This is a genomic window from Ruegeria sp. L11, from assembly GCF_056531755.1.
Window position 1 is genome coordinate 553,986 of record NZ_JBQFMI010000002.1, and the last position, 25,943, is coordinate 579,928.

General features: G+C 57.1%; 31 protein-coding genes and 1 tRNA gene. 16 read left to right on the plus strand and 16 right to left on the minus strand.

Going from position 1 to position 25,943, the window contains the following annotated elements; translation table 11 throughout:
- The first annotated feature begins 53 nt into the window (after positions 1-53).
- Positions 54-2,036: an RNA polymerase sigma factor RpoD gene (rpoD, locus tag ACR0CE_RS07650; RefSeq protein ID WP_209504318.1), complete on the plus strand. Its 1,983-nt coding sequence runs from the start codon at positions 54-56 to the stop codon at positions 2,034-2,036.
- Between the two features lie 178 nt (positions 2,037-2,214).
- Here the strand turns inward: rpoD and ACR0CE_RS07655 are convergent, their stop codons facing one another.
- Positions 2,215-3,165 (minus strand): helix-turn-helix domain-containing protein, encoded by a 951-nt coding sequence (locus tag ACR0CE_RS07655; protein ID WP_480831718.1) that lies wholly within the window; start codon positions 3,163-3,165, stop codon positions 2,215-2,217.
- 414 nt (positions 3,166-3,579) lie between these two features.
- Between ACR0CE_RS07655 and ACR0CE_RS07660 the strand changes: the two genes are divergently transcribed.
- The 6 genes from ACR0CE_RS07660 to ribD all read left to right on the plus strand — a co-directional run bounded on the left by ACR0CE_RS07660 (position 3,580) and on the right by ribD (position 7,171).
- On the plus strand, positions 3,580-4,017 hold the full coding sequence (locus tag ACR0CE_RS07660; protein WP_480831720.1) for a thiol-disulfide oxidoreductase DCC family protein: 438 nt from the start codon (positions 3,580-3,582) through the stop codon (positions 4,015-4,017).
- A 2-nt stretch (positions 4,018-4,019) separates the two neighbouring features.
- On the plus strand, positions 4,020-4,565 hold the full coding sequence (locus ACR0CE_RS07665) for a DUF4166 domain-containing protein (RefSeq protein WP_480537531.1): 546 nt from the start codon (positions 4,020-4,022) through the stop codon (positions 4,563-4,565).
- Between the two features lie 78 nt (positions 4,566-4,643).
- Positions 4,644-5,048, plus strand: a complete 405-nt coding sequence (locus ACR0CE_RS07670) for a hypothetical protein (RefSeq protein WP_480486072.1) — start codon at positions 4,644-4,646, stop codon at positions 5,046-5,048.
- 21 nt (positions 5,049-5,069) lie between these two features.
- The gene (locus ACR0CE_RS07675; protein WP_480486070.1) at positions 5,070-5,483 is read left to right on the plus strand and encodes a secondary thiamine-phosphate synthase enzyme YjbQ; all 414 of its coding nucleotides are present in this window, start codon (positions 5,070-5,072) and stop codon (positions 5,481-5,483) included.
- 120 nt (positions 5,484-5,603) lie between these two features.
- On the plus strand, positions 5,604-6,074 hold the full coding sequence (gene nrdR / locus ACR0CE_RS07680) for a transcriptional regulator NrdR (protein WP_267367325.1): 471 nt from the start codon (positions 5,604-5,606) through the stop codon (positions 6,072-6,074).
- Positions 6,071-7,171: a bifunctional diaminohydroxyphosphoribosylaminopyrimidine deaminase/5-amino-6-(5-phosphoribosylamino)uracil reductase RibD gene (ribD, locus tag ACR0CE_RS07685; protein ID WP_480486068.1), complete on the plus strand. Its 1,101-nt coding sequence runs from the start codon at positions 6,071-6,073 to the stop codon at positions 7,169-7,171. The genes nrdR and ribD overlap by 4 nt, the downstream gene beginning before the upstream one ends.
- Before the next feature lie 2 nt (positions 7,172-7,173).
- Here the strand turns inward: ribD and ACR0CE_RS07690 are convergent, their stop codons facing one another.
- The 3 genes from ACR0CE_RS07690 to ACR0CE_RS07700 all read right to left on the minus strand — a co-directional run bounded on the left by ACR0CE_RS07690 (position 7,174) and on the right by ACR0CE_RS07700 (position 11,690).
- A complete protein-coding gene (locus tag ACR0CE_RS07690; protein WP_480831722.1) occupies positions 7,174-9,174 on the minus strand; it encodes a capsular polysaccharide biosynthesis protein in 2,001 nt (666 codons plus the stop codon).
- A gap of 3 nt (positions 9,175-9,177) precedes the next feature.
- Complete coding sequence (locus tag ACR0CE_RS07695; RefSeq protein ID WP_480831723.1) at positions 9,178-10,311, minus strand: polysaccharide biosynthesis/export family protein; 1,134 nt, start codon at positions 10,309-10,311, stop codon at positions 9,178-9,180.
- Between the two features lie 80 nt (positions 10,312-10,391).
- The gene (locus tag ACR0CE_RS07700) at positions 10,392-11,690 is read right to left on the minus strand and encodes a capsule biosynthesis protein (RefSeq protein WP_480831725.1); all 1,299 of its coding nucleotides are present in this window, start codon (positions 11,688-11,690) and stop codon (positions 10,392-10,394) included.
- Between the two features lie 141 nt (positions 11,691-11,831).
- Between ACR0CE_RS07700 and ACR0CE_RS07705 the strand changes: the two genes are divergently transcribed.
- The 6 genes from ACR0CE_RS07705 to ACR0CE_RS07730 all read left to right on the plus strand — a co-directional run bounded on the left by ACR0CE_RS07705 (position 11,832) and on the right by ACR0CE_RS07730 (position 16,475).
- Positions 11,832-12,419: a riboflavin synthase gene (locus tag ACR0CE_RS07705; RefSeq protein WP_480773566.1), complete on the plus strand. Its 588-nt coding sequence runs from the start codon at positions 11,832-11,834 to the stop codon at positions 12,417-12,419.
- Positions 12,420-12,523: 104 nt separating this feature from the next.
- Positions 12,524-13,645 (plus strand): 3,4-dihydroxy-2-butanone-4-phosphate synthase, encoded by a 1,122-nt coding sequence (gene ribB, locus ACR0CE_RS07710; RefSeq protein ID WP_209504308.1) that lies wholly within the window; start codon positions 12,524-12,526, stop codon positions 13,643-13,645.
- A gap of 2 nt (positions 13,646-13,647) precedes the next feature.
- Positions 13,648-14,199, plus strand: coding sequence for a 6,7-dimethyl-8-ribityllumazine synthase (locus ACR0CE_RS07715; protein ID WP_480831727.1), 552 nt, complete (start codon positions 13,648-13,650; stop codon positions 14,197-14,199).
- Positions 14,196-14,678, plus strand: coding sequence for a transcription antitermination factor NusB (gene nusB / locus ACR0CE_RS07720; RefSeq protein ID WP_480831729.1), 483 nt, complete (start codon positions 14,196-14,198; stop codon positions 14,676-14,678). The genes ACR0CE_RS07715 and nusB overlap by 4 nt, the downstream gene beginning before the upstream one ends.
- Positions 14,679-14,737: 59 nt before the next feature.
- The gene (locus tag ACR0CE_RS07725; RefSeq protein ID WP_480831731.1) at positions 14,738-15,049 is read left to right on the plus strand and encodes a hypothetical protein; all 312 of its coding nucleotides are present in this window, start codon (positions 14,738-14,740) and stop codon (positions 15,047-15,049) included.
- Between the two features lie 259 nt (positions 15,050-15,308).
- Positions 15,309-16,475 (plus strand): adenylate/guanylate cyclase domain-containing protein, encoded by a 1,167-nt coding sequence (locus tag ACR0CE_RS07730; RefSeq protein WP_480492680.1) that lies wholly within the window; start codon positions 15,309-15,311, stop codon positions 16,473-16,475.
- A gap of 387 nt (positions 16,476-16,862) precedes the next feature.
- Here ACR0CE_RS07730 and ACR0CE_RS07735 read toward each other — a convergent pair whose 3' ends face one another.
- A complete protein-coding gene (locus tag ACR0CE_RS07735) occupies positions 16,863-17,288 on the minus strand; it encodes an SRPBCC family protein (RefSeq protein WP_267365293.1) in 426 nt (141 codons plus the stop codon).
- The gene (locus ACR0CE_RS07740; protein WP_480476940.1) at positions 17,285-17,605 is read right to left on the minus strand and encodes an ArsR/SmtB family transcription factor; all 321 of its coding nucleotides are present in this window, start codon (positions 17,603-17,605) and stop codon (positions 17,285-17,287) included. Before ACR0CE_RS07740 ends, ACR0CE_RS07735 begins: the two co-directional genes overlap by 4 nt.
- A 114-nt stretch (positions 17,606-17,719) precedes the next feature.
- On the opposite strand from ACR0CE_RS07740, the gene ACR0CE_RS07745 reads away from it, so the two are divergent.
- Positions 17,720-18,151 (plus strand): MmcB family DNA repair protein, encoded by a 432-nt coding sequence (locus ACR0CE_RS07745; RefSeq protein ID WP_480481559.1) that lies wholly within the window; start codon positions 17,720-17,722, stop codon positions 18,149-18,151.
- Positions 18,152-18,155: 4 nt separating this feature from the next.
- On the opposite strand, the gene ACR0CE_RS07750 is transcribed toward ACR0CE_RS07745, so the two are convergent.
- A complete protein-coding gene (locus tag ACR0CE_RS07750; RefSeq protein WP_117869403.1) occupies positions 18,156-18,344 on the minus strand; it encodes a DUF6324 family protein in 189 nt (62 codons plus the stop codon).
- A 77-nt stretch (positions 18,345-18,421) separates the two neighbouring features.
- Here ACR0CE_RS07750 and ACR0CE_RS07755 point away from each other — a divergent pair, with 77 nt between their 5' ends.
- Both ACR0CE_RS07755 and ACR0CE_RS07760 read left to right on the plus strand, forming a co-directional pair.
- On the plus strand, positions 18,422-18,904 hold the full coding sequence (locus ACR0CE_RS07755; protein ID WP_480583521.1) for an N-acetyltransferase family protein: 483 nt from the start codon (positions 18,422-18,424) through the stop codon (positions 18,902-18,904).
- 48 nt (positions 18,905-18,952) lie between these two features.
- A tRNA-His gene (locus ACR0CE_RS07760) sits at positions 18,953-19,029 on the plus strand.
- 92 nt (positions 19,030-19,121) lie between these two features.
- Here the strand turns inward: ACR0CE_RS07760 and ACR0CE_RS07765 are convergent.
- From ACR0CE_RS07765 to ACR0CE_RS07805, 9 genes are all read right to left on the minus strand, one after another.
- Positions 19,122-19,928, minus strand: coding sequence for an ABC transporter permease (locus tag ACR0CE_RS07765; protein WP_209595834.1), 807 nt, complete (start codon positions 19,926-19,928; stop codon positions 19,122-19,124).
- Between the two features lie 91 nt (positions 19,929-20,019).
- Positions 20,020-20,907 carry an ABC transporter permease gene (locus ACR0CE_RS07770; protein WP_480476942.1) on the minus strand — a complete coding sequence of 296 codons (888 nt, stop codon included), beginning with the start codon at positions 20,905-20,907 and terminating at the stop codon, positions 20,020-20,022.
- Positions 20,908-20,986: 79 nt separating this feature from the next.
- Complete coding sequence (locus ACR0CE_RS07775) at positions 20,987-21,736, minus strand: transporter substrate-binding domain-containing protein (RefSeq protein ID WP_480831735.1); 750 nt, start codon at positions 21,734-21,736, stop codon at positions 20,987-20,989.
- A gap of 34 nt (positions 21,737-21,770) precedes the next feature.
- Positions 21,771-22,547 (minus strand): ABC transporter ATP-binding protein, encoded by a 777-nt coding sequence (locus ACR0CE_RS07780; RefSeq protein WP_209504298.1) that lies wholly within the window; start codon positions 22,545-22,547, stop codon positions 21,771-21,773.
- Between the two features lie 128 nt (positions 22,548-22,675).
- Entirely contained in the window at positions 22,676-23,425 is a 750-nt protein-coding gene (locus ACR0CE_RS07785; protein ID WP_480831737.1) for a phosphate/phosphite/phosphonate ABC transporter substrate-binding protein, read from the minus strand.
- Positions 23,422-23,859: a tellurite resistance TerB family protein gene (locus ACR0CE_RS07790; RefSeq protein ID WP_480505663.1), complete on the minus strand. Its 438-nt coding sequence runs from the start codon at positions 23,857-23,859 to the stop codon at positions 23,422-23,424. Before ACR0CE_RS07790 ends, ACR0CE_RS07785 begins: the two co-directional genes overlap by 4 nt.
- Positions 23,860-23,879: 20 nt before the next feature.
- Positions 23,880-24,329 carry a tellurite resistance TerB family protein gene (locus tag ACR0CE_RS07795; protein ID WP_209504295.1) on the minus strand — a complete coding sequence of 150 codons (450 nt, stop codon included), beginning with the start codon at positions 24,327-24,329 and terminating at the stop codon, positions 23,880-23,882.
- Positions 24,330-24,509: 180 nt separating this feature from the next.
- Complete coding sequence (locus tag ACR0CE_RS07800) at positions 24,510-25,280, minus strand: isocitrate lyase/PEP mutase family protein (protein ID WP_480831739.1); 771 nt, start codon at positions 25,278-25,280, stop codon at positions 24,510-24,512.
- Positions 25,281-25,440: 160 nt separating this feature from the next.
- The gene (locus tag ACR0CE_RS07805) at positions 25,441-25,923 is read right to left on the minus strand and encodes a bacterioferritin (protein WP_209595838.1); all 483 of its coding nucleotides are present in this window, start codon (positions 25,921-25,923) and stop codon (positions 25,441-25,443) included.
- Positions 25,924-25,943: the final 20 nt, after the last annotated feature.

Here is a 25,943-nt window from a genome sequence, read left to right on the forward strand (position 1 = left end):
TACGCGCTAATGATTCGGTTCAATCGAATCACCCATCCCTGCAGGAGCATTGAATGGCCGCCAAAGACACGACCGAAGATCGCAAATCCGACGAGCAGGACCAGGAAATCTCGCTGGACATGAGCCAGGCCAACGTCAAGAAGATGATCGCCGAGGCCCGCGAGAAAGGTTACATCACCTACGATCAGCTCAATCAGGTTTTACCGCCCGATCAGGTCAGCTCGGAACAGATCGAAGACGTTATGTCTATGCTCTCCGAGATGGGCATCAACATCATCGAAGATGAAGAGGCTGAAGAAGAAGAGAACAAGGGCTCGACCGAACTGACGACCACCGAAAGCAACCGCGAGGTTGCGTTGGCCGGGGCCGCCACCGAAAAGCTGGACCGCACCGACGATCCCGTACGCATGTATCTGCGCGAGATGGGTTCGGTCGAACTGCTGAGCCGTGAGGGCGAGATTGCCATCGCCAAGCGGATCGAAGCAGGGCGCAATACCATGATTGCCGGCCTGTGCGAAAGCCCGCTGACCTTTCAGGCGATCACCATCTGGCATGACGAATTGCTGTCCGAGGATATTCTGCTGCGGGATGTCATCGATCTGGAAACCACATTCGGCAACCAGCTGGACGAAGATGGCGACGCGCCAGTCGTTGACGCGTCTGCCGTGCAGGCTGCGAAACCCGCGAAAGAGGCTGGGCCGGAACTGGATGCCGATGGCAACCCGATCACCAGCGACGACGACGATGACGAAGACGATCAGGCCAACATGTCGCTGGCTGCGATGGAAGCGGCATTGAAGGATCAGGTTCTGACCACGCTGGAGCGGATCTCAACCGATTTCGCGATGCTGTCCGAAATGCAGGACAGCCGCATTTCGGCCACCTTGAACGAGGATGGCACGTTCAGCGAAAAAGACGAAGAGACTTATCAGAAGTTGCGGGCCGAGATTGTGCAGCTGGTGAATGGTCTTCACCTGCACAACAACCGGATCGAAGCGCTGATCGACCAACTTTACGGTATCAACCGTCGCGTCATGTCGCTGGACAGTTCGATGGTGAAGCTGGCCGATCAGGCAAGGATCAACCGTCGCGAGTTCATCGACGAATACCGCGGCCGTGAACTGGACCCCAACTGGCTGGCCGAAATGGCGGAAAAGCCGGGCCGGGGCTGGCAGATGTTCATCGAACGCTCGACCGCGAAGGTCGAAGAGCTGCGCAACGACATGGCTCAGGTCGGCCAATATGTGGGTCTGGACATCAGCGAATTCCGCCGCATCGTTCAGCAGGTCCAGAAGGGCGAAAAAGAGGCGCGGCAGGCCAAGAAAGAAATGGTCGAAGCCAACCTGCGTCTGGTGATTTCGATCGCCAAGAAGTACACGAACCGCGGCCTGCAATTCCTTGATCTTATTCAGGAAGGTAATATCGGCCTGATGAAGGCGGTAGACAAGTTCGAATACCGCCGCGGCTATAAATTCTCGACTTATGCGACGTGGTGGATTCGTCAGGCTATCACGCGTTCAATCGCGGATCAGGCGCGCACAATCCGTATTCCGGTTCATATGATCGAAACGATCAACAAGCTGGTCCGGACCGGTCGCCAGATGTTGCACGAGATCGGCCGCGAACCGACACCTGAGGAACTGGCCGAAAAGCTGCAAATGCCGCTTGAGAAGGTTCGCAAGGTGATGAAGATCGCCAAAGAGCCTATTTCACTGGAAACTCCGATTGGTGACGAAGAAGACAGCCAGCTGGGTGATTTCATCGAGGATAAGAATGCCGTACTGCCTTTGGACAGCGCCATTCAGGAAAACCTTAAGGAAACTACCACACGGGTCCTGGCCTCACTCACCCCGCGTGAAGAACGCGTGCTGCGGATGCGTTTCGGCATCGGTATGAACACCGACCACACGCTGGAAGAGGTGGGTCAGCAGTTCAGCGTGACCCGCGAACGTATCCGCCAGATCGAAGCAAAGGCGCTGCGGAAGCTGAAGCACCCCAGCCGATCCCGAAAACTTCGGTCCTTCCTGGATCAATAAATATCAAGGCGCCTCACCCGAGGCGCCTTTTTTCATTCCGGATACACTTCACGATGGCCTGTTCTCCCATCACATTGGCGGGAACGCACAAGGGCTGGACCTTCTGTCCTTCTATATCCGTTCTGTCCACTCATGGGACGGGCCGGGGCGAGGTTTTTCAAGCTGATGACCCCCGGTCTCACGTCCGTATCGGGTGTTCCAATCGCGTCTTGAACGCGCTGGGCGGCTGGCCTGTCCAACGTTTGAAAGCGGTCGAAAATGCGGCCTGATCGGCATAGCCCAGCGAATAGGCGATTTCGGACAAGGGCATTTCATTCTTGATAAAGGTCTGCGCCAGGTCGCACCGCAGATCGTCGACAACATCGCGATAGCTGGTGCCTTCGTCCCTGAGGCGCCTGCTGAAGGTTCTAAGGCTCATCCCCAAATCAGCCGCGAGGCTTTCGGCCTGCGGGATTGCGCCGGGCAGGGAACGGGTAACCAGCCCTTCGACCTTGGCGCGGGTCAGATGTTTGGGCGCGCCTCTCTCAGAAAGCAGGCGATCTGCATATTCCAGCAAATGCTCTCTGAGTTGGGGGTCATAAGTCGGTACGGGCAGGTCCAGCGCTGAAAGAGGCAGGATCATCTCGAGGTTCTCAGCCCCAAAGGTCACGGGAAAACCGGCAAGCTTTTCAAATCTTCGGGCGTGGTCGCCGACCCTGTGCTGAAACCGAATTTCTATCGGATAGAGATTGACTTGCGTCAGGTTCCGCATTCTGGCCAGGGCAGCAAAAATCAGGAATTCGGTGCGTCTGTGATACCGCGCATACCCGGGATCTTTCCACTCGGCTTCCAAGGTCGCAAAATTACCCGCGACGCGCAGGTTAAGCGCGATGGCAGGGTCGATGATGCCGTGAAAGCGCGTGAGGTTCTCCATCACCTGTTTCAGGTCGCGGGAATACTTGCTGATATAGGCGGTCACGGTCGAGGCTGACGTAACCTCAAGCCCCGTGCGGGCAGCAAATGTGATGTCGTGGGTGGCGTCACATGCATAACGGATAAACAAAGCCTCGCTTTGTACGCTGTAGGTAGTGACCGGCGGTGCGATATCCTGAGGGCGCAGCCCCGCCATTTTCAGGACATCGCGGGACATGTCGCCATTACCGGAATGGCGGTCCAGTGCTTGAATAAACAAATGAAGACGGCCGATATCGACATCCATCGCGAAACAGTACCTCAAATTTTCAAATACATAGGCAGACTATCAGAGAATTTTCTTTCATGATCGACGGTGCTGACAAGTGGGTTCTTCACTAAAACAAGCCATCTCTGGCGGTATCTCGAAAATTTTTGACCAATATGGACAAGCGTCGCCACGTGCAACGAACCACTTCAGCAGTGTTGCCGGGTCCAGACCTTTATGGGGATGAGGTCAGAGCCTCGGGGAAATCACCAGCCTCTGGTCAAGGCTCCCCGGCACGCCCCCACACTTTTCGTACATGTCGCATTGCTTCGCTCAGGTGGTTTTGTCAGGCTGGCTTTAAGTCAATAATTCCGGTGTAAAACCTTGCAAGATATTTTCAAGAATACAGGGGTTTATGACCAAAACCTGATTGTGTTTGACGGCGAATGCGTGCTGTGTTCGGGGTTTTTCCAGTTTATGCTGAAACGTGACGGGCGCCAAGTTTTCCAGTTTGCAACGGCGCAATCCCCGCTTGGGCAAAAACTATATCGTGATCTTGGCCTTCCCACACAGGATTTTCAAACAAATCTGGTCGTTGTGGATGGCGCTGTTTTTCAGCGTCTGGATGCGTTTGCAGCGGCGATGAAACAGTTGCGCGGCCCGTGGTCGCTGTTCTCAATGTGCCGGTTTCTGCCTCGGCTTATCAAGGATCCCGCCTATCGCCTGATCGCACGAAACAGATACGCGTTCTTCGGGCGTTCCGAGATATGTCTGGTTCCCGGTCCCGATATCAGGGTTCGTTTTGCCGAAAACGGGTACTAGCGATGGGCGATCCCTTTCTTATGGCGATAGGATCGACCGAAAGGTTGCCAAAGGCGGTTCGAGATCTGCACATGAGCGAGGGCTGCTTTGCAGGACGCTGCGACATCGAACGCGGCAAAGGGATATGGGTTGCCTTTGTAACACGTCTGGCCGGGTTTCCGCAAAACGGCAAAGACGTCCCCGTTTCCCTGCAGATTGATGCAAATGGCGAAATCTGGTCATGGGACCGGAATTTCGCGGGCCACAAAACCCGATCAACTCTGAAATATGATACGAAAAGAGAGTGTGTTCGGGAATCTTTCGGCGCGGTCTCGATTTGGTTGCAGCCCATTTGGCAGGAAAACGGGATGCATATCAAAATTCTCCGCCTGACCGTGTTTGGCATCCCGATGCCATCTTTTTCCTTGCCGCGTTCAAGAACGCACGAATGGCAGGACAAAGCGGGGCGCTTTCGGTTTGATGTGTCTGCGGACGCGCCGGGACTGGGGTTGTTGATCAGGTACCAGGGATGGCTCACGCCGGTTCACGCAACGCATGAGACGGATTAAACAGAACGTGAGCGACCCTGTGCCGACGAAGCTTATGGCCTAACCTTTTTGAGACACACAATCAGGGAAGAAATGACAATGAAACATACACGGACATTTGCCGCGATTGCCGCCCTGGCGTTCAGCATTCCAATGACGGCTGACGCGGCACCGCACGGGTACCGGACCGAGCCGATAAACGCCACCGATTTCGAAGTTATTCCGCGCGGCGACCAGCGTACCGAAGGATACTGGTGCGCGGCAGCGGATTATGCACGGCGTACATTGGGCGCGGGCTGGCGCGATCGGATCTACGTGTTGCGCGGGTATGGGCCAAGCGTCACCACCGGTCGTAAAACGGCGGTTCAGTTCTCGACCAAGCCGCCCCAGAATGTGGGTGCACAGCCAAGCAGCTTTGTTACAATCGGTTTTCAACCTGGCACCAGCATGTCTGTACAAGGCGCGAATGCCAGGTGTAACTATCGACCGTTCTATAACGACTGACAAAACGGCGAGACACCGCGAATGCAGACTGAATTTGTAATCCGGACCCAAGGATCAGGTCTTTACGAATTCACGTCCGAGGTGACGCAGTGGCTGGGGCAGGTGGCGACGGATGGCTTACTGACGCTTTTTGTTCGCCACACCTCCTGTTCATTGCTTGTTCAGGAAAACGCAGACCCCGAAGTTCAAACTGATCTTCGGGCGTTTTTCGAAAGGCTGGTGCCGCCGTCCAATCACCCGGCAATGTCGTATCTTCGGCATACTTATGAAGGCCCCGACGACATGCCAGCGCATATAAAGGCTGCGCTGTTGCCGGTATCCTTGTCGATACCTGTGGTGCAGGGTCGCCCATGCCTTGGAACATGGCAGGGAATATATCTGTTTGAACACCGCACGGCACCACACCAGAGACGGATTGCAGCGCACCTTGTCTGACCCTTTATCTAGCGGTTGAAATTTCCGACTACCCAAACTCTAGTTGCTGCCCTATAGTTGTGGATAAGTAAGTCGCAGCGCTTACAAAAAGAGGCGGAACAAGGGACGAGGAGACGGCGGATGCGCTGCCCGTTTTGCGGAAATATCGATACTCAGGTAAAAGATTCACGTCCGGCAGAGGACCACGTGGCAATCCGCCGACGTCGGTTTTGCCCAGCATGTGGCGGGCGGTTCACGACCTATGAGCGTGTGCAGCTGCGTGATCTGGTTGTCATAAAGACCAATGGTAAACGCGAAGATTTCGACCGCGATAAACTGGAACGTTCGATCCGCATCTCGATGCAGAAACGGCCAGTTGATCCCGAGCGGATCGATCAGATGATTTCGGGTATTGTGCGCCGGCTGGAAAGCATGGGCGACACGGATATCCCGTCCCACAAGATCGGTGAGATCGTTATGGAAGCTCTGGCGCGGATCGATACCGTCGCTTATGTTCGCTTTGCGAGTGTGTACAAGAATTTCCAGGCGGCCGATGATTTTGAGGAGTTTGTCCACGAACTGCGCCCGCCGCAGCCACCGACGGACGAGTGAGCGAAAAAGATAAGCGTTTCATGGCGCTGGCCCTGTCACTGGGGCGGCGCGGTCAGGGGATGTGCTGGCCAAACCCTGCGGTGGGGTGTGTTATCGTGCGCAAAGGCCGGATTGTCGGGCGCGGTTGGACCCAGCCGGGCGGCCGCCCCCATGCCGAAACCGAGGCTTTGGCGCAAGCCGGGCAGGCCGCACATGGCGCGACCGCCTATGTGACTTTGGAACCCTGCGCCCACCACGGCAAAACACCCCCCTGTGCCGAGGCTTTGATTGCTGCGGGTGTCGCCCGTGTCGTGGCAGCCGTGGAAGACAGCGATCCGCGTGTCGCGGGGCAGGGCTTTGCCAAGTTGCGCGAGGCCGGAATTAAGGTCGTAACCGGTGTCCTCGCAGAGCAGGCGGAACGTGATCTGGCGGGCTTCTTTCTGAAGACCGAACAGGGCCGACCTTTCGTGACCCTCAAGCTGGCCAGCAGTTTTGACGGGCGGATCGCAACCTCGACCGGGCACAGCCAATGGATTACCGGGCCACAGGCGCGCCGCGTTGTCCATGCCATGCGTGCGCGACACGACGCGGTGATGGTCGGAGCGGGTACAGCGCGGGCTGACGATCCCTCACTGACAGTTCGGGATCTTGGCATTGATCATCAGCCCGTGCGCGTTGTGGTTTCGCGCCATATGGATATATCCCTGATGGGGCATTTGGCCCGCACGGCATCAAAGACACCTGTGTGGCTCTGCCATGCGCATCACCCGGATGCCGAGCGCGCGAAAGCCTGGGAAGGATTGGGCGCAAAGCTGATCCCCTGTGCTTTGAAAGATCATCAGGTTGACGCGGTCGATCTGCTCCAACAGTTGGGGCAAGCCGGTCTGACCAGCGTCTTCTGCGAAGGTGGGGCGGCGCTGGCAGCGTCGCTGCTGGCCGAGGATCTGGTGGATGAACTGGTCGGATTTACCGCTGGATTGACCATCGGAGCCGAAGGTCTGGCTGCCGTGGGAACATTGGCTTTAACGACACTGGACGCCGCGCCACGGTTCGAACTGGTTGAAGCGAAAGTGGTGGGTGGGGATATCCTGCACCGTTGGCGCAGGGCGTCGGACTAGGTTTAGCGCCACAAGTGCGCATGTGTCGCAAACGCGCCCTGAAGTTTTGACAGAACTCGATTGAACGGACCGGTCGGAGCACAAGTGCCCTGCGCCAGACGTTCAACTGCAACCTCGACCGGGCAGGGTTGCCCCGTGACCGGGTCGAAATAACGAGGGTAATCAATCAGGGTGGCATGGACGAGGCCCATCAACGTTGGTCGTGCGCCACGCCGGGCGGGAACAACCCCCAGATCCGTGGTCAGCCCCCAACCCGCATAAAAGGGCGCGCCCAGAGTTGTAACCTTCACGCCGCGCAGCAAAGCCTCGAACCCCAGAAGCGATGTCATGGTCCATACTTCCTGCACGTGCGGCAACAATGACGCGGGGTCTGTTTGGGTTAAAACAATGTCTGCAATCGCCTCGGCATCGATCCTGCCTTCGCGCAGACCCGCTTCGACATCGGGGTGGGGTTTGTAAATCAGGATCGCGTCGGGATTGGCATCGCGCACAGTTTTCAGCAGGTCCAGATTGTTGCGGACCGCGCTGGTACCCAACAGGATCGAGGCGTCGTCCTCGACCTGTCCGGGCACAAGAATACGATGGCCTTCGGGCAGGGGGCTGGTCGGATTGCCGGTATTGTATTTGCTCAGGCCGGCGGCCAAAAGGTTTTCGACAAGACGTTCCGCGCGCAGGTCCTGATCCGGCCTCAACGTTTCACGCAAAGTGATCAGCTCTTCCAACTGGCTGGGTTTTGTCGGGTCGTAATAAATTCCGATTTCGTCCGTCACCAGCGACAATGGCGGGACCAGTGCCGCCCCAAGCCCGCGTGAACGCAGGAACCCGTCTTCGACCCGAACCGCCCGTTCGGTGTTCCTTGCCTGGCTGGCCCAGACCATGTGGGGGCGGTCCGGTGTGCCGGGTTGAGATGCCGTAAAGCGCAGCTTTCCATGTTGCCCGAAAAACTGTTGCAGATGCCTGCGTTTCCACAAGCGCATCCCGGATGCCGTCCAGCCGTTCTTGTCCTGTCGCCAGGCGCGGGTCTTTGCCTCTAACGTGTCCAGTACCGTTTCCAGCTCGCACAGCTGATCGCGATAGGGGTCATACCAAGTCGGGTACAGCAGCATGGCGGCCGCGAACAATTGCGCCCGTGTCAGGCTGCGCTGGCGGCGCGGAACGGGTCTGTCATCCTGCGTCAGGCCCCATCCGGCATAGAAAGGTTGGCCGAACACACGCGGTTTGTGGCCTGCCAGAATTGCCTCGAACCCCAGTTGCGAGGACACGGTGTAGACAGCAACAGCCCCTTCAAGCAACGGCCATGGGCTGATCGGGTCGCTGAACTGCGTTATCCGGTCTGACAGGTCCTGATCGGTAAAATGCCCCTGACGGTGACCCGCCAGTGTTTCAGGATGCGTCTTGATCAGGATACGTGCGCCGGGGTTTTCCTCCTGCGCCAAGACAAGCATTTCAAGAAACCGGGCGCGGTCCGCTCCGCTTGCTGTTACCGACGCATCGCCGACCGTCTGATCGATCACCAGAACATAACCCGGATCGGGTGGTTCAAGATCGAGATCGAAGGCGGAATACTTGCTGAGGTTAAGCTCTCTGATCCGCGTGATTGCGGCGCGGGCACGGTTCAGCTGGGCCGTGTCATCCAGAGGGTGTGTGGCCAGCACTGTTTCAAGTTCAGACGGCGTGGCGGCATCGAAATGCAGGCCGGAACGATCCAGCAACAGCCCCAAAGGAGGCTCGCCATTCCGGCCCGGGTGCAGAGATCTGAGAAAGGCGTCCTCGACCCGCAGAATCGGGGCAGCGTGTTTTTCAGCAATCTTAAGACCGCGATGTGCTGTCGGGCTGTTGCCCCAGACGCCTACGCAATCGCCTTCTTTCGGAAATCCCAGTCGAATGTCGTAACCCGAAAGCGACAGAATTCGTCTCAGACGTTTCTGGGTCAGAAAGCCGCCGTTATAAACAAACAGCCGATTTTGCCCGCTCCCGGCTGACGTGTCGGGATCGGGCCGCATGCATCAATTGCCGGTTAGCGTGGCAACGTTTGCAACGGGAGTCAGACCGCCTGCGATAAGTGAGATCGACTTGCTCCACTGCGCATAGGGCGCTTCGGTTACGTAGATCGTATCATCGTCTCGGATCACGAAATCGCGTGCAATGAACAGGCCGTTGGGGGCTGTCAGGTTCAGCAGGTAGATCATGCGCTGATCCCCTTTGAGGTCGGCCCGTCCGGTGACACTGCGGGCGACATCCTGACGTTCCTTGCGCAGAATGAAGATACCCGTTGGATCCGAGGACAGCGTCAGCAGACCGCCGACCTGCGCCAAGGCTTCCAGTGCCGACAGATCCTGACTTTCAAACGCCACGCGCGACTGGCCCCCGGTTGCGCCAAGGGCGATATACGATCTGCTGTCCTCTTCCACCAGAATGCGGTCACCACCGCGCAGGGCGACGTCCAGCTTGGGGTTGCGAAACAGGTCCTCGTACCAGACGGTACCCTTCTGATCGCCCCGGATCAGGGTCACCAGCGCAATGTCAGACGCGACCGAGACTCCGCCCGCTTGGGACAACATACCCAGCAGCGACCGGGTTGGCCGTTCAATCGGATAAATGCCCGGCGCGGCGACCGTGCCCGTCAGCGAGACGGTGGACCCGTCACCAGCGACGCGACGCACTTCGACCTGCGGGTCCGGCGTTTGTTCCTGAAGCTTGTCTGTGATCAGAACGCGCAGCTGTTCCGGCGTGTTTCCTGCCGCCCGAATCCGGCCTGCATAAGGGACAAAGATAAATCCGTCGCTGTCGACCTGAACCTCGTTCAACGCGGTCGCAAGACCAGTTTCGCCGGACAGCAAGCCATCGTCGACGTTTTCCCAGATGGTCAGCCCCAGCACGTCTCCAGGGCGAACGGTATCTGCGGTCAATGTCTGGGCACTGCTGAAGGAGGAAGAAAAGCCATACTGAGGAATGGCGGACGTCGCGCGTGTGACGTTGTCGTCAACTTCAACGACATATGCGTTGCCCCCGTTTTGAACTGAACCGGCCAGAATTTCGGATTTGTTCGGTCCGGATTTTGGCAGCTGGCACGCGGCCAGCAGGCCAATTGCAGCCACAAGGGACACACCCCGCATCCATCGCCTAGGAGAGACTTTCACCGCCCGATATCCTCAGTCTTTTGTAGTTGCGTGCAGACTAGCTGGTAAGTTGCTTAACTTCCAGTCAGACACCACCCGTTTCATTCGACGACTTTCAACTGTGTCGTTCGCGCCTCGTTCGTGTTCAGAACCGATTGGTAGGGGTCGTTGGTGTCCAAAAGCATATCCACGGCGCGGCGCAGCAGCTGACGGCGGCCGCGCCTTGAATAGAACCCGCCGGGTACCTGACTGGTTTCCAGAAGAAATTGACGATAACAGCGATAGGCTTCGGCATCCGGGTGATGGGGATCGGCGAAAAACGCCGCGATTGGCTGCTGCGAGACGAAATCGGGCTTGTCATAAACCGAACGCCCGAAAATGCGCAATGGAATGCCTCGCCACAAAACCTGCTGTCCGGCGGTGGAATTCACGGTGACGGCCGAATTCGCCTCATCCAGCAATCTGGCCAGTTTGCCGCCCGGCACATAATGAACCCGGTCGCCGATGCCATGTTTTCCGGCTATCTCGCGGGCCCGGCGTCGCAACGGTTCGCGATGGTTTTCCAACGGGTGTTCCTTTACCACCAGCCTGTGATGGGCAGGCGCGCCCTGCGCAAATCCTTCGATTACCAGCTCAAGAAATTCACACATGCCCGAAAAGCTGGAATGAGCCTGCACCGAGCTGTCATGCCCAAGCTGCAACAGTACCAGATGATAGGGGTATCCGCCCCATCTGACCCGCGCCGTTGCCACACTTCGTTGAAGGCGATGAAAAGGCATCAAAAACAGGCGCTTGAGGTACAATCTGAATTCTTGCGAGACAGGTAATTCCCTGTGCGGTTGAAAGTTGCGGTAGCGGCTGTTCAGGGCCATCACGAACCAATGATAAAGGGCGCCATAGAAGATATGGTGCCGCATGTCTCCCCAATGCGACGGTGGCGGCGGCGCCTTTCGGTCGGACAGGGCCAAGGCCTGGCGCATCTGCTGAACGTCCAGCGACATCAGCCGGGAATTTCCGTTTGATCCGTCCCGCTCATAAGTCACCCACCATGGGCGCAGATACCCCTCCTCGAATACATGAACGGTAACTCCGCAAGACCGCGCGATTTCGACCGCACACGCATGTATGGGTCTGGTGTCGCCATATAGAACAATATCCGTAACAGCTTTTTCAGCGATCAAAGAGGACAGTGTTGCGGGCCAGTTTTCCGGTTTGTCCTGAAACGGGATGTAGCTTGCCTTGTCAAACCAGAACGCCTGATCGCCTGCATTGAACCCAACCCGCCAGACCCGAGCCCCCGTGGCGCGCAACATACGCCCCAAGGCCGGGAAAAAAGGTCCGTGCGGGCCCTGAAGGAACAGGAAGACCCGATCATGAGACCTTGAAGGCGGGTGCGGCATCCGAACTGCTCGTATTGTTGTTGTTGCCAAAACTATGCCCGTTTGGTCGGTGTACGGCAAGGCAGGGCTTGCCCGCGCGGCCCGTTGGCCTTACCTCGACGGTGATAGTCAGGCACAGGTTAGGAACTGAGGGTTAACGGAATGTTTACAGGGATCGTCACCGACATGGGCACCGTCGCCGAGCTGGAGCAGCAGGGAGACCTGCGTGCGCGGATCAGGACTGCGTATGACACTGCGGGCATCGATATCGGGGCCTCGATTGCCAGTGACGGTGTTTGTCTGACCGTGATCGCGCTGGGCGACGATTGGTATGACGTCCAGATCAGCGCGGAAACCGTCTCGAAAACCAATCTCGACACCTGGACTGTCGGCAAGCGTGTCAATCTTGAACGTGCCCTGAAGGTTGGTGACGAATTGGGCGGTCACATCGTCTCGGGCCATGTGGATGGCGTAGCCGAGGTGATCGCGATTAAGGAAGACGGCGACAGCACACGCGTCACCTTGCGCGCGCCAAAGGATCTTGCACGGTTCATCGCGCCCAAAGGATCGGTGGCATTGAATGGCACATCCCTGACGGTCAATGACGTGACAGATTGCGATTTCGGCATCAACTTCATTCCACACACCAAAGAGGTCACCACCTGGGGCCACGTGCAGGTCGGGGACCGGGTCAATCTTGAGATCGATACACTGGCCCGTTATGTGGCGCGTCTGGCCGAGATGTCCTGATACCATACGTCGCGTCGGAGCAGACCTGCGCCGTTTGTGGACTGGTCTTTGTGCCCTCAGTGGTCTATTCCGCCGTTCAAACATGCCATGCGAAAGGCTGCCCAATGAGCTTTGAGACACCCGGCCCGGTCGAGGCCCGGCTGCGCGACGCGATCAGCCCGATCGAAGACATTATTGAAGAGGCGCGAGCCGGCCGGATGTATATTCTGGTCGATCACGAGGATCGCGAAAACGAGGGCGATCTGGTGATTGCTGCCGAGTTCGCGGATGCCGAGGCCATTAACTTTATGGCCACCCATGGCCGTGGCCTGATCTGTCTGCCTATGACGGCAGAACGGGTCGAAGCGCTTGGGCTGCCGATGATGGCGGTGAACAACTCGTCCCGGCACGAAACCGCATTCACCGTGTCCATCGAGGCGCGCGAAGGGGTCAGCACCGGGATCTCTGCCGCCGATCGTGCGCTGACCGTGGCGACTGCGATCAATGAGCAGAACACAATGGCCCATATCGCAACACCAGGCCACGTCTTCCCCTTGCGCGCCAAGCGGGGTGGGGTGCTGGTGCGTGCTGGTCATACCGAGGCTGCCGTTGATATCTCGCGTCTGGCCGGTCTAAACCCCTCGGGCGTGATCTGCGAGATCATGAAACCCGACGGCACCATGGCGCGTCTGCCTGATCTGGTTGAGTTTGCGCAAGAGCACAACATGAAGATCGGCACGATCAGTGACCTGATTGCCTACCGGTCGCGCAACGACAATCTGGTGGTTGAAACCTCGCGTCAGATGGTGACGTCAGAATATGGCGGCGAGTGGGAGATGCGGCTGTTCACCGATCAGACCCATGGCATCGAACATGTGGTCATGATCAAGGGCGACATCACCACACCCGAACCGGTGTTGACCCGTACCCATGCTCTGCACGAGGCCCCCGATATTCTGGGTCTTGGTCCGAAATCCTCGCGCGAACTGCCGCGCGCCATGGAAAAGATTGCTGAAGAAGGACGGGGCGTGGTCTGCCTGTTCCGTCAACCGCGCAACTCGCTATATGCCACGGGGGACGAAGGGCCGCGCACAATCAAACAAACCGGTCTGGGGGCGCAGATCCTGTCCAAGATGGGAATTCAGGAACTGGTTCTGCTGACCGACTCGCCGCAAACCGTATATCTGGGGCTTGACGCGTTTGGCCTGTCCATCGTCGGCACCCGTTCGATCCTGAAGGAAGACTGATCATGGCTGCTCAAGACGAACATGGCGTTCTGCCGACACCGAAATTTGACAAGCCGGTCAAGCTGCTGATCGTGGCAGCGCCGTTTTATCGTGCGATTGCCGATAACCTGATCACGGGCGCGAAGGCCGAAATCGAAGCCGCGGGCGGAACCTGCGAAGTGGTCGAGGTTCCCGGCGCGCTGGAAATCCCGACCGCTATCGCAATGGCCGATCGTCAGTGCAACTTTGACGGCTACGTCGCGCTCGGCTGCGTCATTCGTGGCGAGACAACGCATTACGAAACCGTTTGCAACGACTCCAGCCGGGCCATCCAGTTGATGGGCCTGCAGGGCCTGTGCATCGGTAACGGTATTCTGACCGTAGAAAATGACGCGCAGGCCGAAGTCCGCGCGAACCCCAAAAAGATGAATAAAGGGGGTGGGGCTGCTGCTGCGGCCTTGCATCTGATCGCGCTCAGCCGTAAGTGGGGCTCTTCCAAAAAGGGCGTTGGTTTCAAACCGCCGTCCGAGTCCATCCTCGTGGCGGGCGACAGCAACGGATCCTCGACAGCATGACCAAGACAGACGCGCCGAAACCGGCAAACCAGAAACGCCAGATGAAATCCGCCGCCCGGCTTTATGCCGTGCAGGCGCTGTTCCAGATGGAACAGTCCGGGCAAACGACCGAAGCTGTCGTGAACGAGTTTCTGGATCACCGGTTCGGCGCCATCTATGAGGGCGAGGAGATGCTGGACGGGGACATCGCGGTTTTCCGGTCCCTGGTTGACAATGCGGTGAACTATCAGGCGGCCATCGACCAGATGACCGACCGTGCACTGGTGGCCAAATGGCCGATTGCGCGCATCGATCCAACCCTTCGTGCGGTGTTCCGTGCCGCAGGTGCCGAGCTGACCCAAAGCGACACGCCGCCAAAGGTTGTCATCACTGAATTTGTTGACGTTGCGCGTGCGTTTTTCCCGGAAGGCAAAGAGCCGAAATTCGTCAATGCTGTGCTGGATCACATGGCCCGCGATGCACAGCCCGAGGCATTCTGACGCCTTTACGAGAACCAGATATGCGCTAACTTGAATGTCATAGCGCAAAGAGGTTCGCCATGCCCAAACTGATCCGCCTTTATATCACGCAAGTTGCCTGGGGCTTTGTCATTTCGGCTGTGTTTGTCGGCGTCCTGTTGGCGCTGAATATCGCAAACCTGCGCCATCTGATAACCAGTTCGGAAATCGGTCTTATCGCTTTGGTGATGATCTGGTTCATGAACGGCATTGTCTTTGCCGGTGTCCAGTTCGCCTACAAGATCATGAGCATGGCAGAAAAGCCGCAAGGCCCGCGCCGGGGAACACCGGTTTTAGATGATTTGAAACCAGTTGCGATCAAGCAAGAGGCGAGTGTTTCACGCCAATTTTGATACCAGGCTTTATCACACCAAGCCTCTTATGGGTTCTCTGGCATATCGTGAGATGGTTGCGCCGACATTGACTGTTGCAGCTTCAAAGCAGATGCAGCCGCTGTCACGTTTGTATGCGGTTGATTTCAGCCTATCGCGGATATTCAGAATGGCGTATCTGGGGCCTTGGTCTGAACATATTCCTTCAATATAGCGCTTTGAATAACCTGCTAATAGGAAGGGACTTTGATCATCTTGTCCAAGCGACTAGTTTGACAACATGGCCTCCGTACCACAATTAACCGACTGGATGATTACCGAAGGACGCCGCTCAGGCGACCCCGTGAAAGTAGTTTCTCATTTCTGCTCGTCATTAGTTGACGAAGGCGTTCCACTCTGGCGAGTCAATATTGGTCAGCGGTTCGCCAATCCGTTACTTATTGCATGGGGGATAGTCTGGACCCCTGACCGGACCGACAGCTACGACGTAACTCATGAAACGATGTCGACAGACGGGTATGTTGGCAGCTCATTTGAGTACATTCTGGAGCACAGAAAGCCACTTCATAAAAGTCTGCGACAACTTGATCCAAGGACCGAGCATTCATCGTATCTTGAATTCGCTGAGTCGGGTGGCACAGACTACTATGCCACCCTTATGTATTATGGTGATGGATCTCTGCACGGCTGTACATTTGTTACACAGGACCCAGACGGTTTTTCACCGCAACATCTGGAATTGATTGAGGAAGCTCTGCCTGCTCTATCGTCCGCCTTGGAACCCGTCACAATGCGCAAGTCAGCCAAGGGGCTGCTACGAACATATCTTGGTGATGGGCCCTCTGATGCGGTTTGGAATGGGCGGATCAAGCGGGGCGAACGAACGACAGTTGATGCAGTTGTCATGTTTTCTGATTTGCGAGGTTTCACGGCTCTTTCGGAAGCCGCTCCCGAGGTGGATGTTTTTGACGCGCTGAGCGGTTACTTTGATCTGGTTGTGCAATCCGTAGAAGAGAACGGCGGCGATGTTCTCAAGTTTATGGGTGACGGTATTCTCTCGATCTTCACCATCGCAACTCAGGTTGACCACGCCGACCGATGCCGAAAGGCTGCGCAAGCCGCACAAAGTGTATTGGCCGGTTTGACGACGCTCAACAGTCGCCGCGTTGAGGCTAATAAGTCGTCTTTGGATGTAGGAATCGGGATCAATGTTGGGCAAGTCAGCTATGGCAATATCGGCAGTCCGGGAAGGCTTGATTTCACGGTTCTCGGGGGCGCAGTGAACGTTGCCAGTCGCATAGAAGGTCTAACCAAGTCTATCGGTCACAGAGTGCTGGTAACATCAGCGATTGCTGGGACCTCACCTGATCTGTTTTTGCCTTGTGGGGTTCACGAAGTTCGTGGCCTTGCTAATCCAATCGAATTGTTTTCTCTCATCGAAGGATAGCCTTGAACCAGTTTGCATGAATATTCTTGGGGCCAGGGAATGGGTGCTATGTTTCAACAGGAAGGCTGGTACACTAAGTCAGCATTGCTTTTGGAAGAATTGGGCTATCAGAGCGGATTAATTTGATCTGCATGGCATCCAGGCGTGTAAAGACCGACGTTGGTGGTGCTCTGAGCCAATTCAGCAATGTGGCGGGACCACCAAACAACCGTGTGGTTTGATTCCCGAGGACCTGTATATACAGGTGGGCGCCAGGTAATCAGGCCAAGACCTGAACAGAGCCAGCCCCCTCGGAATTGCTTAAGGCCACCAGAATGCTACCTGTCACAAGAAGGGCAGAACCCGCCACGCGCTTAAGTAGGGCGTCTGACGGGTTCGCACAAGGGGTCAGGCATCAACAGTTTCGTGCAATGCCGTGCGCATCTTGCCAAAGTGCTCGTCCCAACCCTTGTCCAGTGCCAGGATCAGGCCAAAGGCATCGGCCCCCTGCGGCAGGCCTTCATGCCGCAGGTCAAGGCGCGTCCCGCCTGCGACGGGTTCCAGGGTCCACTTGACGACGCTCACCGCGTCGCCCATCGGTTTTACGGTGAACGTGTATTCCAGATATTTGGGAGGGTTGGCAACGCGAACCTCACCCCAGATCAACAGGTCGCCGCTTGTTGTGCCAAACATCTCCAGCTTTTGACCCGCGGTCAGAGGATGTTTCGGTTTGTGGAACCATTCCGCCAGGCGATCCGGGTCTGTAAGATAAGCCCAAACCGTTTCCGGCTCGGCCCTCAGAAAGATCGATTTCTTCAGAACTGCATCGGTCATTTCGATTTCCTTTCAACAGCTTCCTTGAGAGAGTTGAGGCGATCGTCCCAGAACTGGTCAAAATATCTGAGCCAGTCCAGAACGGGGGCCATGCCTTGTGGTTCAAGTCGGTTAATGCGTTCGCGGCCACGGGTTTCAACGGTGATCAAGCCGCCGTCGGATAGCACGGTCAGATGCTTTTTGACCGCGGCCCGGGTCATGTCGAACCGGTCTGTCAACTGCCCGATGGTCATGTCCTGAGACGAGAGCAATTGTACAATGTCCCTACGTGTGGGATCGGCCAGCGCACGGAACGCGTTTTGAGTTCGGTTATCCATAAGCAACCCCAGAACAGATACCATTTGGTATCATATTAATGCGATACCAAATGGTACCATGTCAAGCGCGATGCAGTACTTTACTTTTGTTCACCAATTGTTCACATTTGGGGTATGTTGTTAGATTTGCAGCCCGGACAGAAGCTCGCGCGTGGCGTCGCACGCCACCTTGCCGCGCATGGTTTTGTTTCTGTTGAAGAATTCGTTCCGGCACGTGGTCTGCGTGTCGATGTGATGGGGCTGGGTCCCAAAGGTGAGCTTTGGGTGATCGAATGCAAATCCAGCCGTGCCGATTATCAATCGGATGCCAAATGGCAGGGCTATCTGGAATGGTGTGACCGATTCTTCTGGGCCGTGGATACCGAGTTTCCGACCGATCTGTTACCTGACGAAACAGGATTGATTATTGCTGACGCCTATGATGCCGAGATCGTGCGCATGGCGCCCGAGGACAAGCTTGCCCCGGCGCGGCGCAAGAAGATGATCCAGAAATTTGCAACAGATGCAGCACGCCGTCTGCATGCGCTGCGCGATCCGCGCTTGTAAAACCTCAGCCTTTGACGGCGAGGGCGGCCTGTATCGCGGCGCGGATCTCGTCGGCGATTTCTTCGGCTTCCTCGGGGTCGAAATCCATCGGAATCTCGATGCCGTCGGCTTCGATGAACAAGCGTACCATCCCCTGATCGGTCGGGCCGATTTGCAGGTTGGCCTGAATATCGCGTTCGGTATTGATGCCCATCTGTGCCTCCGAGACTGAGCGTTCGTGCTAGCGCGCACGGGGTTGAGAATCAAGTCACCTTTGCGGTCAGATAAGACATGGAAGAAGTGATTCTCAGAACGTTTCGCCCCGATGATGCCGCGTGGCTGGTTGAACAGCACGGGTTGCTCTATGCGCACGACGAAGGATTTGATGACAGCTTTGCCCCGTTGGTTGCGCGCATCCTAGAGGAGTTCATTGCCGACAATGACCCGTCCTTTGAAAAAGGCTGGATTGCTGAACGGGCTGGGCAAAGACTGGGTAGCATCTTCTGCGTGCGTGTTGACCAGACAACCGCCAAACTGCGCCTCTTCCTGCTTGTCCCCGAGGCGCGCGGACTTGGGTTGGGGAAACGGCTGTTACAGACCTGTACAGACTTCGCACGCGAGGCTGGATATCGGGAAATGGTTTTGTGGACCCATGAAAGCCATACGGCTGCCTGCGCGCTTTACAGGGCGTTTGGCTGGGAACTGATCGACAGCAAACCGGTGCATTCCTTTGGCGTCGATCTTGTCGAACAAAGCTGGAGAATTCGGCTTTAATCCTCTTGCATTCCCCCGGCGCGTTCGGTACATCGCCCCTCACAAAGTGCCGCCTTAGCTCAGTTGGTTAGAGCGCTGGATTGTGGATCCAGAGGTCCCCTGTTCAAGCCAGGGAGGCGGTACCATTCCCCCCAAATCGACTGTCCGTGCTCGCATCACCAAGCGTATTACAAGCGTAGTGTAGGCTTGAACGCCGGAAATTGCGGCGCGCCGTCTTTTAGCGCGCCAGGTTCAGTTTGAACCGCATTTTTGCCCGTTTGGCGGTGGGCAGGTGACGGTTCAGGCGTTTGTTGATCAGGCCAAATCCCCCGACAATCACCAATGTCAGCAGGATGAAATAGAACGCCAGAATTGGATAGGGGATGAAGGGGTTGAACGTTTTGTCCGCGAAATAGCTGGCGTAATAGAGCGCGTCGCCACGTTGTTGCCAGGCCGGAAAGGCCGAGAAGAAGACCAGCGTGGTGGCATGGAACAGAAAGATCGCTTCGTTCGTATAGGCCGGCCAGGCCAGACGCAGCATGGTGGGCCAGACGATCCGCCGAAACCGCGACCAGCCGGACATGCCATAGGCATCTGCCGCTTCGATATCTCCCTTGGGGATCGAGCGCAGGGCACCGTAAAAAATCTCACCCGAATAGGCTGCGGTGTTCAGGAACAGCACGATCAGCGCCCCCAGCCAGGCCGAGGTGAAGGCGTCGAACATCGGATATGTTTTCTTCAGCGACAGGAAGAAGAAATAAGCAAAGAAGAACTGGATAAAGAGAGGCGAGCCCCGGAACAGAAAGATGAACCATTCGGCAGGTTTGCGCAGCCATTTGTTGGTCGAGGCTTTGCCGACGGCCAGCGCGGTGGCCAGAAAGAACCCGGTCGCCAGCGCCATGACGCCGAAATAGATGTTCCAGATCATGCCCGAGCCGATCAGGGTGAACTGTTCGCACAGGGTGAAATCGGTCTTGGGCAGCAGGCGTTCGCCAAAGCCAAGCGACCGCAGGCCGTAATCCTGAATGGTCTGGATGCAGCTCATGCTCGGGCTCCTTGGAAAGGAGATTGCGGGCGCGAAAGAGATTGCTGTGCAATCGCGTGCGACACCCGGTTGCGGTCTTGAACGCGGATCATCATGCCGTGGTCTCCTTGCGCAGAAGCTCTCCGCCAGAAGTGGCCTGTCCGTGTGACAATCGCCGCATCAGTTTTTCAAGCCCAAGTTCCGAGAAACGGGTCATGCCAAGGTAGAAGATCAGCAGGAACAGGAAATACCACATGCGCCAGTCACCATGCGGGTATTGCGTGAATTTCGAGGTTTTGGTGCCGCCCAGTTCGCGCGCCCAATACACGATATCTTCGACGCCCAGCAGGAAGAGCAGGGGTGTCGCCTTGATCAGCACCATCCACAGATTGGACAGGCCGGGCAGCGCGTAAACCCACATCTGAGGCACAAGGATACGCCAGAAGGTCTGGCGGCGATTCATGCCATAAGCTTCGGCCGTTTCCAGTTGCGCATGTGGTACGGCGCGCATTCCGCCGAACAGGACATTGGCCGCAAAGGCGCCAAAAACGATAGAGAAGGTGATGACCGCAAGGAAAAACCCATAGGTTTCATGCACCCATTCAGGCGCGGTTCCGAGTGGCAGCTTGGCGGCCTGACAAACGAGGAAGTCATTGCCCTGGCGGATTGGGTCGGTCCAGTCCGGGCACAAGATCTTATGCCGCGTCCACTCGAACGCCTGATCCAGCGCGATGACGAAAAACAGGAAAAACGCAATGTCGGGCACGCCGCGCACAATCGCGATATACCCTTTGCCCAACCAGCTGAGCGGGGGGAAATGCGAGCGCGCCGCCATGGCACCTGCAAACCCGAAGCCAAGAGCGACGGGTGCGGTCACAGCCAGCAAGGCCAAAACCTTGATGAAAGACAGGTAGAACGACCAGTGGACGCCATTGGTCAGGTAGCATGAAAACCAGCGGAACGTGCCCAGCGTGTCAGGATCAGCGCAGTACGAGAACATATGGCGTCTTTCCAACGTCTGTTCCGGCTAGGCCGGAAGCGGCCCGGTGCCAAAGCACCGGACCGGGATTGGTCAGGTCTTAGTTGGTGACGACCGAACCGTCAGTACCGTATGTGGCGGTGCCTTCACCGAACCACTTGATCAGCATCTCGTTCAGCGTGCCGTCAGCTTTCATCGAAGTGATGGCTTCGTCGAATTTGCCGCGCAGTTCACCGTCGCTTTCACGCAGGCCCATGCCGACGCCGCCGCCCAGCGGAACCGGATCGCCGACAAAGGCCAGCTCACCGCCCGATTCCTCGACCAGCGGCACCAGATAGTCGCGGTCGGCCAGAACTGCATCGGCTTCGCCGTTACGGACGGCTGCAATGGTTTCTTCCGGGGTCGCGAATTCGACCAGGGTTGCACCGGATTCGGCAACGTGGCCTGCCTGGATCGTGGCGGTTTGCGCCGCAACGACACCACCAGTTACGTCTGCCGAGCCAGAGGTCGCAACATAGGCCGACGCGGTCGGCGGGTAATAGTCTTGGGTAAAGTCGATGACCTCATCACGTTCGGCAGTGATCGACATACCGGCGATGATGGTGTCGTAGTTGCCCGAGACCAGGTTCGGAATGATCGAATCCCAGTCGTTCTTGACCCATTCACACTCCAGGTTAGCGCGTTTGCACAGCTCGTCGCCGACTTCACGCTCGAACCCGTCGATTTCACCTGCATCGTTGATGAAGTTGTACGGAGGGTAGGCGCCCTCGGTGCCCATGCGGACCGTGTCGGCCATCGCGATACCAGCAGTCAGCGCCAGGGCTGCAGTGGACAGAATCAGGTTTTTCATTGGTTACTCCCCAGTTTTGGTTCTGTTCTTGAAGTTAAGCCGCTTGAGTAGCGGAGAGAAAGCCCCGAAGCCGTTCGGATTCGGGTGACGTAAAGATATCCTCGGGCAAACCTTCTTCCTCGATCAGGCCCTGATGAAGAAATACCACGTGGCTCGAGATATCTGCCGCCATTTTCATGTCATGTGTCACGATGATCATGGTGCGCCCTTCCGCTGCCAGATCCTTGATCACCTTGATCACTTCCTGTTCCAGTTCGGGATCCAGCGCTGAGGTCGGTTCGTCGAACAACAACGCCTGCGGTTCCATGCACAGCCCCCGTGCGATCGCGGCGCGCTGTTGCTGACCGCCGGACAATTGTGCCGGATAGGCGTCGCATTTGTCACCAATACCAACTTTCTCAAGGTATTTGCGCGCGCTGTCTTCCACTTCGGCCTTGTCGCGGCCCAGAACGGTCACAGGGGCTTCCATCACATTTTGTAGTATGGTCATATGCGCCCACAGATTGAACTGTTGAAACACCATCGACAGGTTGGTGCGGATGCGCAGAACCTGCTTGGGGTCCGCGGGGCGACGCCCATGGCTATCGCCCGACCATTTGACAGGCTCGCCTTTGAACAGGATTTCACCCTGCTGGCTGTCTTCCAGCAGATTGCAGCAGCGCAGCAAAGTTGATTTTCCTGACCCCGATGACCCGATCAGCGAGACCACGTCGCCGCCATGTGCTGTGATATCCACCCCCTTCAACACTTCCAGATTGCCGAAGCTTTTGTGAAGGTTTTTGATTTCGATGACGGGAGCGGTTTCTGTCACGGGCAGTCCAGTAGTTTGTAGTGTTGGTGCGGTACTAGGGCCGAAAAATCTGCTCAATGCAATGCGCAATTCGCAAATTCAGGGTCGGAAACAACCAAATTGACCAAATGCACCCGACAATTTGGTCATCAGATTATCCGCTGTGCGCATGGCGGTGGCGGGGTCGGTACGGACAGGTACTCCTCCGCCGGGATGTCGACCAGCCCGTGAATGTGCAGCGTTTTGCGGTCGTGTTCGGTAAGGCTGTTTATCGCAGCTCGAACTGCGTCTGCGACCTGATCAACGTTTTGGTCGGGTCCGGTAATATAGGGCAGGGTCGGTGTCGGAGAGGTTTTTGCCAGTTCGCGCAGGCTTTCGCCCAGATCGGTATGTTCCTGCAACATCATCCAGGTCAACGCATCCAGCGCGGCGAAATCTGCCTTCCCGTCCGAGACCGCCTGCGCCGACAACGCGTGACCGCCTGTCTCCAACAGCGACACAGGATGCAGGTTCTCCCGGGATAGATGCGTGATCGGTGCCGCCCAGCCGGACTGAGACAGCGCTTCGTTATACGCGAAGATACCGTCTGTCATGCCCGCCAGCGTGCGGTCGTCGTCGCGCCGCGCCACAAAGACCGAGCAATAATGCCCGGCAGGACAACCGGGAAGGCCGTAATCCGGGGTGCCCACCAGTTGAACCCGATCATGCAAGCGTGTGCGATAGGGCATTCCACAGGTCTGTGCCAGCACCAGATCGGGATCAAGCCAGACCTGCCAAACATCGGCGCCTCGGGTCAACTGTTCCGGACCATGTCCCAGATGCGTGCGAATCAACCCCCAGAACCGGTCATTGGCGGCCTGAACCTCGGGCATGTCATACATGCCAAGCATGGCTATCAAGATTTGGCGGCCTTTTGCCGGGCCAAAGCCGAATCTACGTCGCTGACCCCCAGCAGGCTGACAACCAGACGCAGCAGCGAGTCCTCCTCACCCGTACGGTGGCCATCAGCCAGGGCCACCGACCACAGCGCCTGAACCACCGCCAGCCGGTTTTCATAAGCGACAGCTTCTTTGATGGCACGGGTAAAACGGACCGTGTCGGGGGCCTCGGCCTCCAGATCTTCGGCACGGGCGCGCAAAGCCGCGCTTTCGAACGGGGACAAACCGTATCGTTCAGCCGAGATGCGGTCGATGCGTGCCATCTCGGAATCAGAATAATCGTTGTCAGATCGTGCCAGACGCACCAGCAAGGCCGTCAGGGCCAGGCGGGCATCATCTTCGACAAGCGGTTCGGGCTTGGGCTGTGTGAGCCTGGAAAGAAAGTCACTGAACATGGGTAAGATATAGCGGGCGCTTAACTCACATCCAAGCGGCTTTGGACGCGCTCGCGCGCTGCCTGACTGTCATTATAGCTCAGGCCCATGGCAATGCGGGCTTCTTCGACGATCTTTATCTCGCCTTCGTCCGAACTGCCATCCGCCAGAACAATTTCCCACAACGCGTCAAGGGCTGCTAGCCGCTCTTTCAGATCCGTGGTTTCCCGGATCAGTTTGCCGAACGTATCAGTTTCCGGTGCCGCAGCATGGAGCTTTTCACAGGTGGCACGCACCTTGGCTGCCTCAATCGCGTTATGCTGGTACAGACGGGCCAGTATCTTGTCGATCAGACTGATCTCTTCCAGCTTGTAATCGCGATCTGCCTGCGCGACGCGCACCATGAGGGCGCCCAGAGCAAGTTCTGCATCCGGGTCCGGCAACTGTTCATGATGAGGCGGTCTGAGCGCCTTAAAGAACCTTTTCAACATAACAAACACCTAGACGACAGGTCGTGATCGGCCAAGCACGAAATGCCGGTCTTGCTATAGTATTGCGTGTGTCCCGCGCTGAATCAGAGCTGCGCGGCACCGGGTACACACCGGCCAACATTCAATCATTGCCCAATATCCATGGGTTTCAATTTGTCCTTAAGAAACAAAGGCCTGCGTTTACCAGGTCAGCGCCTCTTTGGCTGCGTTCTGCAACCAGGCCAGCATCTGGCGATAGGGGACTGGACCGTAGCTGATCCGCGCGACCCCGAGCTTTGCCAGAGTGGGCGTATCCGGCGTGCCGGGCAGGGCGATGATATTGACCGGTAAGGTCGTGGATTCGCAAAGCCGGGCGATCAGGGCTTCGTTCTTTAGCCCGGGTGCAAAGAATCCGCTGGCGCCGGCGTCAGCATAGGCATTGGCACGGGCAATGGCCTCATCCAGCATCGTGTCGTCATGGGTGTCCGCTGCGGCCTTCAGGAAGATATCTGTGCGCGCATTGACATAGGCGGGAATGCTTGCGCGCGCGCAAGCGTCGCACATCGCTTCAACGCGTTTGGCCTGAGTGGCGATATCGTAGAGACCGTCGCCACCGATGATCTGGTCTTCAAAGTTGAACCCGACAACACCGCAGTCAAGTGCGCGCCGAACGTTTTGCGCGATCCCTTGCGGGTCTTCGGCATAAGCCCCCTCGAAATCCAGTGTTACCGGCAGATCAACCGCCGCAACGATACGACGTGCATTGTCCAACGCGGCCTCAAGTGGAATGTTCTGCCCGTCGCCATAACCTTGCGCCATGGCAACAGGGGCACTGCCGGTCGCGATGGCCTGGGCACCGGCGTCCCGAACAGCACCAGCGCTGCCAGCGTCCCAGATATTGAACAGAATGACAGGATCGCCCTTCTTGTGAAGGCTGGTAAAGGTCACGGCTTTCTGGGATTGGCTGGTCATCGGAACTCTCCTGTTGTCGCGAATCCTACAGCTAACGCTGCGACAATGACCCGGCCAGAGTTTTTGCGACCAGCCAGGTCATTTTGAGGTGACGGCACAGGCACAGATTGCGTCAGCATCGCACAGCACCTGTGACTTCCATCGGTTTGAAACCAAGGTCTCAGGCTTCGCCCGCGGCGCCAGAGACGAATTTCGCGCTAAACGCAGATTCGCCAAGACGTTGCAGAAGACTCAGCTGTGTCTCCAGCCAGGCTTTGTGACCTTCTTCTTCCATCAGGATGCGTTCAAACAGTGTACGCGAACCAACATCACCGGCCTCAGCCGCCTGTTGCGCTGCATTGGTGTAGAAGTCGACGGCCTCACTCTCGTCTTTGAGATCAGAGGCGAACATCTCTTCCAGCGTGCCCGCTGCGGCCGGGCTTTTCTGAAACGCAAGCTCGGGGGTTCCACCCAGAAACAGGATACGTTCGATAAAGGCGTCAGAATGAACCAACTCTTCCTGCATCTCGCCCCGCATTTTCTCAGCCAGAATATCAAGGCCCCAGTCGTCCAGAACATGCGCGTGCAACTGGTATTGGTGCGCGGCAGTAAGCTCCATATGAAGCGCTTGCTGAAGGTTGGTGATCGTTGTTGCGTTGCTCATCGGAAATCTCCTGAAACCGT

What these genes read in the sequence shown, in the direction of transcription:
- rpoD (WP_209504318.1), top strand. Translation starts at nt 54, where the DNA reads ATGGCCGCCAAAGACACGACCGAAGATCGCAAATCCGACGAGCAGGAC.
- ACR0CE_RS07655 (WP_480831718.1), bottom strand. Translation starts at nt 3,165, where the DNA reads ATGTCCCGCGATGTCCTGAAAATGGCGGGGCTGCGCCCTCAGGATATC.
- ACR0CE_RS07665 (WP_480537531.1), top strand. Translation starts at nt 4,020, where the DNA reads ATGGGCGATCCCTTTCTTATGGCGATAGGATCGACCGAAAGGTTGCCA.
- ACR0CE_RS07670 (WP_480486072.1), top strand. Translation starts at nt 4,644, where the DNA reads ATGAAACATACACGGACATTTGCCGCGATTGCCGCCCTGGCGTTCAGC.
- ACR0CE_RS07675 (WP_480486070.1), top strand. Translation starts at nt 5,070, where the DNA reads ATGCAGACTGAATTTGTAATCCGGACCCAAGGATCAGGTCTTTACGAA.
- nrdR (WP_267367325.1), top strand. Translation starts at nt 5,604, where the DNA reads ATGCGCTGCCCGTTTTGCGGAAATATCGATACTCAGGTAAAAGATTCA.
- ACR0CE_RS07690 (WP_480831722.1), bottom strand. Translation starts at nt 9,174, where the DNA reads ATGCGGCCCGATCCCGACACGTCAGCCGGGAGCGGGCAAAATCGGCTG.
- ACR0CE_RS07700 (WP_480831725.1), bottom strand. Translation starts at nt 11,690, where the DNA reads ATGCCGCACCCGCCTTCAAGGTCTCATGATCGGGTCTTCCTGTTCCTT.
- ACR0CE_RS07705 (WP_480773566.1), top strand. Translation starts at nt 11,832, where the DNA reads ATGTTTACAGGGATCGTCACCGACATGGGCACCGTCGCCGAGCTGGAG.
- ribB (WP_209504308.1), top strand. Translation starts at nt 12,524, where the DNA reads ATGAGCTTTGAGACACCCGGCCCGGTCGAGGCCCGGCTGCGCGACGCG.
- ACR0CE_RS07715 (WP_480831727.1), top strand. Translation starts at nt 13,648, where the DNA reads ATGGCTGCTCAAGACGAACATGGCGTTCTGCCGACACCGAAATTTGAC.
- nusB (WP_480831729.1), top strand. Translation starts at nt 14,196, where the DNA reads ATGACCAAGACAGACGCGCCGAAACCGGCAAACCAGAAACGCCAGATG.
- ACR0CE_RS07725 (WP_480831731.1), top strand. Translation starts at nt 14,738, where the DNA reads ATGCCCAAACTGATCCGCCTTTATATCACGCAAGTTGCCTGGGGCTTT.
- ACR0CE_RS07730 (WP_480492680.1), top strand. Translation starts at nt 15,309, where the DNA reads ATGGCCTCCGTACCACAATTAACCGACTGGATGATTACCGAAGGACGC.
- ACR0CE_RS07735 (WP_267365293.1), bottom strand. Translation starts at nt 17,288, where the DNA reads ATGACCGATGCAGTTCTGAAGAAATCGATCTTTCTGAGGGCCGAGCCG.
- ACR0CE_RS07740 (WP_480476940.1), bottom strand. Translation starts at nt 17,605, where the DNA reads ATGGATAACCGAACTCAAAACGCGTTCCGTGCGCTGGCCGATCCCACA.
- ACR0CE_RS07745 (WP_480481559.1), top strand. Translation starts at nt 17,720, where the DNA reads ATGTTGTTAGATTTGCAGCCCGGACAGAAGCTCGCGCGTGGCGTCGCA.
- ACR0CE_RS07750 (WP_117869403.1), bottom strand. Translation starts at nt 18,344, where the DNA reads ATGGGCATCAATACCGAACGCGATATTCAGGCCAACCTGCAAATCGGC.
- ACR0CE_RS07755 (WP_480583521.1), top strand. Translation starts at nt 18,422, where the DNA reads ATGGAAGAAGTGATTCTCAGAACGTTTCGCCCCGATGATGCCGCGTGG.
- ACR0CE_RS07765 (WP_209595834.1), bottom strand. Translation starts at nt 19,928, where the DNA reads ATGAGCTGCATCCAGACCATTCAGGATTACGGCCTGCGGTCGCTTGGC.
- ACR0CE_RS07770 (WP_480476942.1), bottom strand. Translation starts at nt 20,907, where the DNA reads ATGTTCTCGTACTGCGCTGATCCTGACACGCTGGGCACGTTCCGCTGG.
- ACR0CE_RS07775 (WP_480831735.1), bottom strand. Translation starts at nt 21,736, where the DNA reads ATGAAAAACCTGATTCTGTCCACTGCAGCCCTGGCGCTGACTGCTGGT.
- ACR0CE_RS07790 (WP_480505663.1), bottom strand. Translation starts at nt 23,859, where the DNA reads ATGTTCAGTGACTTTCTTTCCAGGCTCACACAGCCCAAGCCCGAACCG.
- ACR0CE_RS07795 (WP_209504295.1), bottom strand. Translation starts at nt 24,329, where the DNA reads ATGTTGAAAAGGTTCTTTAAGGCGCTCAGACCGCCTCATCATGAACAG.
- ACR0CE_RS07800 (WP_480831739.1), bottom strand. Translation starts at nt 25,280, where the DNA reads ATGACCAGCCAATCCCAGAAAGCCGTGACCTTTACCAGCCTTCACAAG.
- ACR0CE_RS07805 (WP_209595838.1), bottom strand. Translation starts at nt 25,923, where the DNA reads ATGAGCAACGCAACAACGATCACCAACCTTCAGCAAGCGCTTCATATG.